2 protein-coding genes are annotated in these 13642 nt (G+C 72.0%); both read left to right on the top strand.

Annotated elements, in window-relative coordinates; all coding sequences use genetic code 11:
- Positions 1 to 84 precede the first annotated feature (84 nt).
- On the top strand, positions 85 to 6087 hold the full coding sequence (locus QC180_RS21495) for an amino acid adenylation domain-containing protein (RefSeq protein ID WP_474646506.1): 6003 nt from the start codon (positions 85 to 87) through the stop codon (positions 6085 to 6087).
- 160 nt (positions 6088 to 6247) lie between these two features.
- Complete coding sequence (locus QC180_RS21490) at positions 6248 to 13639, top strand: amino acid adenylation domain-containing protein (RefSeq protein ID WP_474646505.1); 7392 nt, start codon at positions 6248 to 6250, stop codon at positions 13637 to 13639.
- Positions 13640 to 13642 lie beyond the last annotated feature (3 nt).

Below are 13642 nucleotides of genomic sequence, written 5' to 3'. Positions count from 1 at the left end.
GCAACAAGTTTCGGTGATGGGTGAGGTGGAACAGCAATGACACGACCGGCACGGACCCGACCGGTACGGACGCGGCGGCCCCGGGTGACCACCCTGGCGCAGCTGCTGGCCACCGCCGTCGAGACCGCTCCCGACAGCACCGCCGTCGTCCTGGCCGACGCCACGCGCACCCTCGACAGCCGCACCTACGCCGAGCTCGACGAGCGGTCCACCCGCATCGCGCGGCTGCTCATCGCGCGCGGCATCGGCGCGGGTGACCTGGTGGCACTGGGCATCTCGCGTTCGGTCGAGTCGGTGCTGGCCGTGTGGGCCGTCACCAAGACCGGTGCCGGTTTCGTGCCGGTGGACCCGAACTATCCGCCGGATCGCGTGTCGCACATGGTGACCGACTCCGGCGCGGTCTTCGGCCTGACCGTCACCGCCGTCGCCGATCGACTGCCCACCGAGGTCGACTGGCTGGCCATCGACGGCCCGCGCGCCGAGGCGCTGCTCGACGAGGTCTCCGCCGAGCCGATCACCAATGCCGACCGGTTGCGCCCGGTCCGCGCGGAGGACCTGGCCTACATCATCTACACCTCCGGCTCCACCGGCCTGCCCAAGGGCGTCGCGGTCAGCCAGGCCGGGCTGGCGCCATTCTGCGAGGAACAGCGCAGGCTCTACGGGGTCGAATCCGATTCGCGCACGCTGCATTTCGCGTCGCCGTCGTTCGACGCGTCGCTGCTGGAACTGCTGCTGGCGGTCGGTGCGGCCGCGACCATGGTGATCGTCGACCCGAGTGTGTTCGGCGGTGACGACCTGGCCGCGCTGCTGCGGCGCGAACGGGTGAGTCACGCGTTCATCACCCCCGCCGCGCTGGCCTCCATCGACCCGGCCGGGCTCGACGACTTCCGGGTGGTCGCCGTCGGTGGCGAGGCGTGTCCGCCGGACCTGTTGCGGCGCTGGGCGGTTCCGCTGGCCGACGGGACGCTGCGTGAGTTCCACAATGTCTACGGGCCCACCGAGACCACCATCGTCACCAATATCAGTGTGCCGCTGAAGCCCGGCGACCCGCTGACCATCGGCGGGCCGATCGGCGGCGTCGCGGAGTACGTCCTCGACGACCGGCTCGGTCCCGTGCCGCCGGGCGTCACCGGCGAGCTCTACATCACCGGCGCCCAGCTGACCCGCGGCTATCACGCTCGCCCCGGCCTGACGTCCTCCCGCTACGTCGCGAATCCGTTCGATCCGGCGGGATCTCGGCTCTACCGAACTGGTGACCTGGTTCGCTGGACCGCCGACGGCGCCCTGGAGTACGTGGGCCGCAACGACTTTCAGGTCAAGATCCGTGGCTTCCGTATCGAGCTCGGTGAGATCGACGCGGTGCTCTCGAGCCACGAGAGTCTCGACTTCGCGGCGACCCTCGGCCACGAACTCGACAGCGGCGCCACCATTCTCGTGTCGTATGTGCACGCCGCGCCGGGCGCCACCGTCGACCCGCCCGCGCTCATCGCCGTCGCCGAACGCGCTCTGCCCGCGCACATGGTGCCCACGGTGATCATGCCGCTGGACACCATCCCGCTGACCCCGGTCGGCAAGCTCGACCGGCGGGCCCTGCCCGAGCCGGTGCTCGAACACGCCGAGTTCCGCGCGCCGTCCACCCCGGTGGAGCAGATCGTCGCGGGGACCTTCGCCCAGGTGCTCGACCTGGCCGAGGACGCGACGCCGGGCCTGGACGACGACTTCTTCGCCCTCGGCGGCAACTCGCTGCTGGCCACCCAGGTGGCCGCGCGCCTGGGTGCCGCGCTCGACACCGACTTCCCGGTCCGACTGCTGTTCGAGGTACCCACGGTCGGCGCGCTGGCCCAGCGGCTCACCGAGACCGCGGGCGCCGGGGCCCGGCCCGCGCTGGTGGCGGGGGAGCGGCCCGAGCGCATCCCCCTCTCGCTGGCCCAGCAGCGCATGTGGTTCCTCAATCAGTTCGACCCCGGCTCGGTGGCCTACAACATCCCGATGGCCGTGCGGCTCGATGGCGCCATCGACGTCGAGGCGCTGCGGGCCGCGGTGGGCGATCTGGTCGCCCGGCACGAGACGCTGCGCACCATCTACCCCGAGACCGAGGACGGACCCGTGCAGCGGGTGCTCGACCCCTCGGACGCCACGCCCCGGCTCGAGGTGCGGCGCGTCGCCGCCGATCGACTCACTGCCGCCATGCACGAATTCGGCTCGTCCGGGTTCGATGTGCGCGGCGAGGTGCCGGTGCGGGTGGCGCTGTTCCAGCTCGGTGACGCCGAATCGGTGCTGGCCGTGGTCGTGCACCACATCGCCGGTGACGGCTCCTCGCTGACCCCGCTGACCCGCGACCTGATGCTCGCCTACGGTGCCCGCGCGCACGGTGCCGCGCCGGACTGGGCGCCGCTGGCCGTGCAGTACGCCGACTACGCGCTGTGGCAGCGCGCGCTGCTGGGCAGCGAGGACGACCCGGACTCGCTGGCCTCGGCGCAGCTGGCCTACTGGCGCGAGGCGCTGGCCGGACTGCCCGACCAGCTGGACCTGCCCGCCGACCGCCCGCGCCCCGCCGTGCAGTCCTTCGCGGGTGGCCGGGTACCGGTCGAGATCGACGCCGAGACCCATCGCGCGCTGCTGGCCCTGGCCCGCGCCCAGGGCGCCACCCTGTTCATGGTGGTGCACACCGCGCTCGCGGTGACCTTGGCGCGGCTGGCGGGCACCGACGATCTGGCCATCGGCACGCCCATCGCCGGACGCGGAGAGGCCGCGCTCGACGACCTCATCGGCATGTTCGTCAACACCCTGGTCTTCCGCACGACCCTCACCCCCGGCGAGCCGTTCGCCGACCTGCTGGCCCGCCAGCGCGATATCGACCTACAGGTCTTCGCCCACGCCGACCTGCCTTTCGAGCGGCTGGTCGAGGCGATCAACCCAGCCCGCTCCACGGCCAGGCACCCGCTGTTCCAGGTGGGCATGTCCTTCCAGAACCTCACCCGCACCGGCCTCGAACTGGGCCAGGCGGCGGTCGAGGCCGTCGACGTGGACCTCGCGGTCTCGCAGTTCGACCTGCACGCCATCGTCGCCGACCACTACGACGGCGACGGCGTCGCCCAGGGCATCAGCGGCGTCTTCACCTACGCCACCGACCTTTTCGACGAGTCCACCGCCCGGTCCTACGCCGACCGCTTCGCGCGAGTGCTGGCCGCCGTCGCCGCCGCTCCCGAGCGCCCGGTCGACGAACTCGACCTGCTCTCCGACACCGAGCGCGCGCGAATCCTGCACGGCTGGAACGACACCGGCCATCCGGTCGCCCCGACCACCCTGGCCGCGCTGTTCGCCGAGACCGCCGCCGCCCATCCGTCGGAGGTGGCGCTGGTCGATCCCGACGGCACCGAACTCACCTACGGCGACTTCGCCGACCGGGTGAACCGGCTGGCCCGACACCTGATCGCCGAGGGTGTCGGCGTGGAAGACCGTGTCGCCCTGGCCATCCGGCGATCCACCGATCTGGTCGTCGCCATGTACGCGGTGACCCAGGCGGGCGCGGCCTATGTGCCGATCGACCCGGATCAGCCCGCCGACCGCGTCGCCCACATCCTCGACACCGCCGCGCCGGTCCGCGTCCTGACGACCACACGCGACGGATTCGGTGCGCCAGCGGCGGACCCGGCCGCCACCGCTCGGGAGGCCACGACACGTCAGGCCGACACGGCTGTGGATTCCCCCGCCGTGGCCACCGACGCTCGCGAGACTGCGGCGGGTGCCCCGCCGGTGGTCGCCATCGATGCGGTCGAGTTGGCCGGGATCGCGGGCACGCCGATCGCCGCGCACGAGCGGCGGGGTGTGCTGCGTCCGGAGAACACGGCGTACGTGATCTTCACGTCCGGCTCGACCGGCAAGCCCAAGGGTGTCGCCGTCTCGCACGGCGCGATCGTCAACCAATTACGGTGGAAGACCGACCGTTTCGGTCTCGGCCGCGACGACTCGGTGCTGCTGAAGACCGCCGCGACCTTCGACCTCTCGGTGTGGGAGTTCTGGTCGGCGGCGGTGTGCGGTGGACGCCTCGTCGTCGCGGCGCCCGACGGGCATCGCGACCCTGCGTATCTGGTGCGGACGCTGGCCCGGCACGCGGTCACCACGCTGCATGTCGTGCCGTCCATGCTCGACGCGCTGCTCACCGAAGCCGGTGGCGCCCTGCCGAATTCGCTGCGTCGCGTGCTCGCCATCGGTGAGGCGCTGCCCGCCGCGACCGCCCAGCGCTTCCTCGACGGCAACACCGCCGCGCTGCACAATCTCTACGGCCCCACCGAAGCGGCGGTCTCCATCACCGATCACCGCGTCACCGTGGCGGACCGCGTCACCGTCCCGATCGGTGCCCCCGAATGGAACAGCCGCGTCTACGTTCTCGACGCCCGGTTGCGCCCGGTGCCGGTCGGTGTCTCCGGTGAGCTGTACCTGGCCGGTGAGCAGCTGGCCCGCGGCTACTTCGCGCGTCCCGATCTCACCGCCGACCGGTTCGTCGCCGACCCGTTCGCCTCCGCCACCAGCGGTGCGACCGACCGTCCAGCTCAGCAGACTGAACGCCCGGTGCACCAGACCGACGACCCTGCCCGGCCCGGCGAACGCCCGGTACGGCAGAGCGACCGGTCGGCCGCTGCTGGAGGTCGCCCCGCGCGTATGTACCGCACCGGTGATCTGGTGGCCTGGACCGCCGACGGCGAACTCGAATACCGTGGCCGGACCGACTTCCAGGTGAAGATCCGCGGGTTCCGCATCGAGCTCGGCGAGATCGAAGCCGCTCTGCTGGCCGCGCCGTATGTCGCGCGGGCCGCCGTCGTGGCGCGGACCGATCCGCGGCTCGGTGACCGGCTGGTCGCCTACGTCGTACCCGCCCCCGGCGCCGACCTCGCCCCGGCGAGCGTGAAAGCCGCGGTGTCGCAGGTACTTCCGTCGTACATGGTGCCCGCCGCCGTCGTCGTGCTCGAGCAGCTGCCGCTCAACGCGAACGGCAAACTCGACCGTGCCGCCCTGCCCGCACCGGCGCTGGAACCGCGCACCTACCGGGCGCCGGAGTCCGCCGAGGAGATCGCGGTGGCCACGGTGTTCACCGAGGTGCTCGGTGCCGAACATCCCGGCCTCGACGACGACTTCTTCGCCCTCGGCGGCAACTCGCTGCTGGCCACCCGGGTGGTGCAGCTGCTGCGCGAGCGCACCGGTGCGCGACTCACCGTGGCCGCGTTCTTCGTCGACCCGACCGTGGCCGGGCTGGCCGCCCGCGTCGGTGACGAGCACGCGGGCGCGGGCGACCTGGCCGCCGCGCTGGCCGTGGCGCTGCCCATCCGCGCGGGTGGCGGCCGTGCGCCGCTGCTGTGCCTGCACCCGGTCTCGGGCCTGGCGTGGGCCTACGCCAGTCTCGAGCCGCACCTGCCCGCGGACCAGCCGATCATCGGCATCCAGTCCCCGGCGCTGAGCGACCCGGACTTCCGGCCCGCCTCGGCGACCGAACTGGTCGACCGGTACCTGGCCGAGATCCGCGCCGTGCGCCCGCACGGGCCCTATCACCTGCTCGGCTGGTCGCTGGGTGGCGTGCTGGCCCAGGCCGTCGCCACCCGGCTGCAGGCCGAGGGGGAGACGGTGGCCTCGCTGACCATGCTCGACAGCGTCCCCGGCGCCGAGCTGGCCGACTTCCGGGACGAGCTGCGCCACGCCCTGATCGAACTGGGAATCCCGGATCACCAACTGCCCGCCGCCGACCGGCTCACCGAGCTGAGCGACGAGGCCGTGGCCGCGCTGCACGCGGTGCTGGCCGGGGACATCCCGATCTCGCGGGAGCAGTTCCTCGGTATGTATCGGGGCGCGTTGCACACCGTGACCGCGGTGACAGAACTGTCGCCGACCCGATACGACGGTGATCTCACCTACTTCACCGCACTGCGGAATCCGGCCTCGATACGCGGTGGCGCATCGCGCTGGCGTGCCCATATCTCGGGGGTCATCACCGATCATCCGGTGGACGCGAGCCATAACGAACTGCTCTCGCCCGTGTCCTCGGCCACGGTGGGTCCGGTAACGGCCCAGGTCCTCGCCCTTTTCGAGCGGTAGTCGGATAGCGGCCCGTAACGGGTCGCCGGGGGATTACGATTTCGTTTCGAGAGAGTTGGTGTGTCGTGGCGCACACCTCGGCGACGGTCGGCGGTAGCAAGGTAGGTGTGGCTATGCTGTGTCCGAATCGGCCCGCCGGACGCGAGAGGTGTATTGGTCTGTGGAAAACTCCCGCCGCTCTGGCCGCACCGGTAGGCGTCGCCCTACCGGTACATTGTTCGGCCAGTTGCTCACGGCCGCCGTGGAATCCGCGGCCGGGTCGATAGCTGTTCGCTACAACCCCACCGGGATGCCCGGTGGTGAACGGGAACTCACTTATCGCGAGCTCGACGAGCAATCCTCACGGCTGGCCCGTGAGCTGATCGACCGTGGCGTCGGCGCGGGTGACGTGGTCGCCGTGGCCATCGCCCGCTCGATCGAATCGGTGCTGGCGGTCTGGGCCGTGGCCAAGACCGGCGCCGCCTACGTGCCCGTCGATCCGGCCTATCCCAGCGAGCGGATCGCGCACATCGTCGCGGACTCCGGCGCCGTCCTGGGCCTGACCACCGCCGCGCATCGCGCGCTGCTGGGCACCAGCCTGTATTGGATCGAACTCGACGACCCGGTGGTCGCCGAGCGCATCGCCGCGCGGCCCGCGCACGCGGTGAGCTACGCCGACCGGCTGCGGCCGATCGACGAGCGGCACCCGGCCTACGTCATCTACACCTCCGGCTCCACCGGCAAGCCCAAGGGCGTGGTGGTGACCCACACCGGCCTCGCCGCGCTGGTCGCCGCCGAGCGTGAGCACTACGGGGTCGAGCCGGATTCGCGTGTGCTGCATGTGTGCTCGCCGAACTTCGACGTGTCGGTGCTGGAGCTGTTGCTGGCCTTCGCGACCGGCGCCACCCTGGTGATCTCGCCGCCGCGCATCTTCGGCGGCTTCGAGCTGTCGGATCTGCTGCGCCGCGAACAGATCACCCATCTGTTGATCACTCCGGGCGCGCTGGAATCGGTGGATCCGGCCGGGCTGCCGGATCTGCGCGCGGTGGTCGTGGCCGGTGACCGGTTCGGTCCCGAGCTGGTCGGCCGCTGGGCCACCGACACGCGCGCCTTCTACAACGGCTACGGGCCCACCGAGGCCACCATCCTGGCCACCAGCACCCGCCCGCTGCGGTCGAACGCGCCGATCACCATCGGCGGCGCCGTGCCTGGCATGGGGCTCTATGTGCTCGACGCGCGGCTGCGGCCGGTGCCCGCGGGCGTGGTCGGCGAGCTGTATCTGTCCGGGCCCGCGCTCGCGCAGGGCTATCTGGGCAGGCCGGGGCTCACCGCCGACCGCTTCGTGGCCTCGCCGTTCGGGGCGGGCAGGCTGTATCGCACCGGCGATCTGGTGCGCAGGCTCGAACCCGAGGGCAGCCTGGAATACCTGGGCCGCACCGACTTCCAGGTGAAGGTGCGCGGGTTCCGGATCGAGCTGGGCGAGATCGACAACGCGCTCACCGCCCACCCCGACCTCGATTACGCGGTGACCCTCGGCAAGGCCATGCCCTCGGGGGCGACCGGTCTGGTGTCGTATGTGCTGCCGCGCGTCGGCCGCACGGTCGACACCGGTGAGCTGGCTGAATTCCTCGCCGAATCGCTGCCCGCGTACATGGTTCCGGCCGTCATCATGGTGCTCGACGCGCTGCCGCTGACCTCGGTCGGCAAGCTCGATCGCGCCGCGCTGCCGACACCGGTGTTCACCGTGCGTGGTTTCCGCGCGCCCGCCACGCCCGCCGAACAGGTGGTCGCCGATGTGTTCGCCGCGCTGTTGCTGCGCGACGGCGCGGGCCGGGTCGGCGCCGACGACGACTTCTTCGAACTCGGCGGCGACTCGCTGCTGGCCGCCCAAGCGGTGGCCCGTATCGGCGCCGCGCTCGATGTGCGGGTGCCGGTGCAGGCGGTGTTCGAGGCGCCGACCGTCGCGGGGTTGGCGAACAAGGCCGAGCAGCAGCGGGTTTCGGCCCGCGCGCTGGCGCTCACCGCGCGCCCGCGTCCCTCGGTGATCCCGTTGTCCTACGCACAGCAGCGGATGTGGTTCCTCAACCGCTTCGACCCCGCCTCGGCGGTGGACAACATCCCGGTCGCCGTGCGGCTGTCCGGACGCATCGACCTGCCCGCGCTCCAGGCCGCCGTCGCCGATCTGGTGACCCGGCACGAGGTGCTGCGCACCGTCTACCCGGTCTACGACGGCGTCCCCACCGACACCGTGCTCGACGGCGAGGGTCACCAGGTGGTGCTCGCGCCGGGCGATCCGGCCGCCGCGCCGGAGTTCGAGGTGGTGGAGGTCGCGGAGAGCGAGGTCACCGAGGCCATCGCCGAGGCCGCGCTCACCGGGTTCGATGTCACCGCCCGGCCGCCGGTGCGGGTCCGGGTGCTGGTGGTGTCCGCGCCGCGTGCGGCGGGTCAGGAGCAGCTCGCCGAGAGCGAGCACACGGCGTCGACCGAGCACGTGGTGGTGTGCGTGGTGCACCACATCGCCGCCGACGGGTTCTCCTTCGCGCCGCTGACCCGCGATCTGCTCACCGCCTACGCCGAGCGCCGGGGCGGGGGCGCGCCGCAGTGGCCGCCGCTGCCCGTGCAGTACGCCGACTACACGCTGTGGCAGCGCGAACTGCTCGGCGTCGAGAACGACCCGCAGGCGCTGCTGGCCGCCCAGGTGGCCTTCTGGCGCTCGACGCTGGCCGGTCTGCCCGAACAGCTCGACCTGCCCGCCGACCGGCCGCGCCCCGCCGTGGCCAGCCGCCGTGGCGCGACGATGAACATCCAGGTGCCCGCCTCGGTCCACGCCGGACTCGCGGCGCTGGCCCGCGAGCACAACGCCACTCTGTTCATGGTGGTGCACACCGCGCTGGCGCTGCTGCTGGCCCGCCTGTCCGGCACCCGCGACATCGCCATCGGTACGCCCGTGGCCGGGCGCGGTGAGCAGGCACTCGACGAGCTGATCGGCATGTTCGTCAACACCCTGGTGCTGCGCACCGAGGTGCACCCCGGCACCCGCTTCACCGACCTGCTCACCGACGTCAGGGCCGGTGACCTGGCCGCCTTCGGCCACGCCGACGTGCCCTTCGAGCGCCTGGTCGAACTGCTAGAGCCGGTGCGCTCGACCGCGCGACACCCGCTGTTCCAGGTGATGCTCACCTTCCAGAACCTGGCCCGCACCGAGCTGGCGCTGCCGGGTCTGGCCGTCTCCGGCGCGGACTTCACGGTGCCGCTGGCCAAATTCGACCTGCAACTCGAGCTGGCCGAGCACATCGGCGCCGACGGCGCCCCACAGGGCATGGCCGTCTCGTTCGTCTACGCCACCGACCTGTTCGACCGCGCCACCGTGGCCGACTTCGCCGACCGCTGGTCGCGCGTGCTCGCCGCCGTGGTCGCCGACCCGGCCGTGCCCGTCGGTGACATCGACGTGTTCGCCCCCGGTGAGCGCGAACTGGTGCTGCGCGAAGGGGATTCGCCGGGCATCGCGGTCCCCGAGGTCACCCTGGCCGACCTGATCACCGCCCAGGCCCAGCAGCGGCCCGACGCGATCGCGGTGCGCGCGGGGGACCACTCGCTGAGTTTCGCCGAGCTGCTCGGCCGTGCCTCGGCCCTCGCGCGCGCCCTCATCGCGCACGGCGCCGGGCCGGAAACCCTGGTGGCCGTGGCGGTTCCGCGCACCGAGGACCTCCCGGTGGCGCTGCTGTCGGTCCTGCTCGCCGGTGCGGGCTATCTGCCGATCGACGCGAGCTACCCGACCCAGCGGTTGGAGTACATCCTCGCCGACGCGAAACCGACTGTGCTGCTGACGACCTCGAGCGAACGCGAGCGCGTGCCCGCCGCCGGACTGCCGGTGGTGCTGCTCGACGAGTGGTCGGCCCACGCCACCGCGCCGGTGCGTCCGCAGGAGCGGCGCGCGCCGCTGCGGCCCGACCACCTCGCCTACATCATCTACACCTCCGGCTCCACCGGTCTGCCCAAGGGCGTGGCGGTGAGTCACCGGAATGTGCTGGAGCTCTTCGCCAATACCCAGGTGCTGTTCACCTTCGACGAATCCGATGTGTGGACGGTGTTCCACTCGGTCGCCTTCGACTTCTCCGTCTGGGAACTGTGGTGCGCGCTGGCCGGTGGCTCGTCGGTGGTGGTGGTCGACCATCTCACCTCGCGCTCGCCCATCGAGTTCCGTGACCTGCTCGCCCGCGAACGGGTGACGGTGCTGAGTCAGACCCCCACCGCCTTCGCCCAACTCGACGAGGCCGACCGCGCCGCCCAGGCAGCCGGTGCCGCGCCGCTGGCACTGCGCTATGTGGTCTTCGGCGGTGAGGCGCTGGACCCGCGCAAGCTCAACCGCTGGTACGACCGCTACGGATTCGGCCCGGACGCACCGCAATTGGTGAACATGTACGGCATCACCGAGACCACGGTGCACGTCTCGCACATGGCCATCACCCCGCGTCCCGCCGACGCCGACGGCACGCCGGTGGACCTGCCCGGCAGCCTGATCGGCCGGTCGCTGCCCGGCCTGTCGGTGGCCGTGCTCGACGACCGGCTGCGGCCGGTGCCCTTCGGTGTGGCCGGAGAGCTCTACATCGCGGGCAACCAGGTCTCGCGCGGATACCTCGGCAAGCCGGGGCTCACCGCCACCCGCTTCGTGGCCGACCCGTTCGGCCCGCCCGGCGCCCGCCGCTACCGCTCCGGCGACCTCGGCCGCTGGATCGGTTTCCGCGGCACCCCGACCCTCGAGTACGGCGGTCGCGGCGACCAGCAGGTGCAGCTGCGCGGTTTCCGGATCGAGCCCGGCGAGATCGAGGCCGCGCTGCTCGGCGTGCCCGGGGTCGGTCAGGCCGCCGTGGTGGTGCGCGCCGACGAACACGCCGGTGACCGGCTGATCGGCTATGTCGTCCCGGCGGCCGGTGCCGTCCTCGACCCCATCGCGGTGCGTGGCGTGGTCGCCGATTTCCTGACCGGCTACATGGTTCCCGATGCCGTGGTGGTGGTCGCCGGACTGCCGATGACCGCCAACGGCAAGCTCGACAAGGCCGCGCTGCCCGCGCCGGAGTTCACCGCCGCCACCGCCTTCCGGGCGCCGACCACGCCGATCGAGCTGAGCATCGCCGAGGTCTTCGCGGCGCTGCTCGGCGTGCCCGAGATCGGCCTGGACGACAACTTCTTCGACCGCGGCGGCAACTCGCTGCTGGCGACCAGGGCCATCGCCCGCATCGATCAGGCCCTCGGCGCCGACCTGGTGGTCCGCGACCTGTTCGAGTCGCCCACCGTGGCCACCCTGGCGAGCCGGGTGCGTCCCGGCGCGCTCGCCGCCCCTCGCCCGCCGCTGCTCCCGGCCCAGGAGCGCGGCCGCGTCCCGCTCTCGCCCGCCCAGCAGCGGATGTGGCTGCTCAACCGGATCGACCCCGATTCCCCGGCCTACAACATCCCGCTGGTGCTGCGGCTGCGTGGCGCGCTGGACACCTCGGCCCTGCGCTACGCCGTGGCCGACCTGCTCGAACGCCACGAGGCGCTGCGCACCCGCTTCCCGGCCGACGGCCCCGACGCGGTGCCGTACCAGGAGATCCTGCCGGTGAGCGCGGTGCTGCCCAACGGGCTGCCGGTGGAGGAGTGCGACGACCCGCGTGAGCGCGTGATGCGGCTGCTCGCGGGCGGTTTCGACGTCGCCGAGCGAGTTCCGTTGCGCGCCGGGCTGTTCACCGCCCCCGACGACGATCCGCTGGCCGAGGAAGAGCACGTGCTGGCCGTGGTGGTGCAGCACATCATCGCCGACGGTGCCTCGCTGGCGCCGCTGGCCCGCGATCTGGTGATCGCCTACCGGGCCAGGGTCGAGGGCCGCTCGCCCAGCTGGGCGCCGCTGCCGGTGCAGTACGCCGACTACGCGCTGTGGCAGCGCGCGGTGCTCGGCGAGGAGTCCGACGAGGAGTCCACCGCCGCACGGCAACTGGACTTCTGGCGGCGCACCCTGGCCGGACAGTCCGGCACCGTGGAACTGCCCCACGACCATCCCCGGCCCCCGCACGCCTCGCTGCGCGGCGCCGACGTGACCACCACGCTGCCCGCCGACGTACACGCGCGGCTCACCGATATCGCTCGCGCGCACAATGCCTCGCTGTTCATGGTGGTGCACGCGGCGCTGGCCGTGCTGCTGGCGCGGTTGTCCGGCAGCGGTGACGTGACCATCGGTACGCCCATCGCGGGTCGCGGCGAACCGGAACTCGACGATCTGGTCGGCATGTTCGTCAACACCCTGGCCCTGCGCACCGAGGTGTCGCCACAGCGTGGGTTCGACGAACTGGTCACGGCCGCACGCGAAGTCGACCTGGCCGCCTTCGCCCACGCCGACCTGCCCTTCGAGCGGATCGTGGAGGAGGTGGCGCCCACCGGCACCGTCTCGCACAATCCGCTGTTCCAGGTGGTGCTCTCGTTCCACAACAACGAGGCCCCGGTGCTGCGCCTGCCCGGACTCACCATCGAGGCCATGGACCTGGCCGCGCGCCCGGCCAAGTTCGACCTCCAGGTGAACGTGGAGCCGCGCCTCACCCAGCAGGGCGAACCCGACGAGGTGAACATCGTGTTCACCTATGCCACCGACCTTTTCGACGAGCACACCGTGACGATGTTCGCCCACGGCCTCACCGAGATCGTCAACGCGGTGGCCGCCGACCCCCGGGTGCGCATCGGTGACATCGATCTGCGCGACGCCCAGCAGCGCGAACGCGAACTCACCGCCGCGGCCTACGCCCCGGTGCCCTCGGCCAACGGCGCCGCGCTGGCCCAGGAACTGGCCTCGGCCGTCGAGGAGGACCCGGAGGCGCCCGCGCTCGACCTGGGCACCACCGAGCTGGCCTACCACGAATTCGACGCCCGCTCTTCGCAGTTGGCCCGCTCGCTCATCGCGCGCGGCGCCGGTCCGGGAACAGGTGTCGCGGTGCGGCTGGACCGGGGAGTGCAGGCGGCGATCGCGACGTGGGCGGTGCTCAAGGCCGGTGCGGCGGTGGTCCCGCTGGCCCGGCTCGACGCCCAGCTGCCGCATGGACTCGAGGTGAAACTCGGTCTGACACTGGACATCTACGATGTTCCCGACGGCCTGGACTGGTACGACCTGGCCGATCCGGCGCTCGAGGCCGAGTTGGCCGCCGAGTCGCCGCGGCCGATCGGCTACGCGCATCGCACCCGTGCCCTGCGCGGGGACGATGTGGCCTTCGTCGGGGGCGGCCGCACGCTCAGCTACGACGAGCTGGCCGGGGCCGCCGAACGGGTGGCCCAGCGGACCGGTCTGAATTTCGAGTCGCGGACCCGTGCCGCGGGGCGGCCGGATTCGGTGGCCGCCGTGTTGGAGATCGTGGCGGCGGGAATCGCGGGAGCGACGGTGGTGTTGTCCGCCGACGACGGGGACGACGAGGTGAGCCACGTGTTCACCGAGGCGGCGGTGGCGGTGGCGGCGCCGGGTGACGGCGCGGGCGCGACGATTGTCGCGCTGGGTGAGATGATCGGCGACGCCGGAGTGCCGCAGCAGCGGCGCGCGGTGATCGGCATGGATGGATAGGTG

The sequence above is a fragment of the Nocardia anocheti genome (assembly GCF_029675105.1).
Classification (GTDB): Bacteria; Actinomycetota; Actinomycetes; order Mycobacteriales; family Mycobacteriaceae; genus Nocardia.
This window is presented reverse-complemented; position numbering and strand designations above follow the sequence as displayed.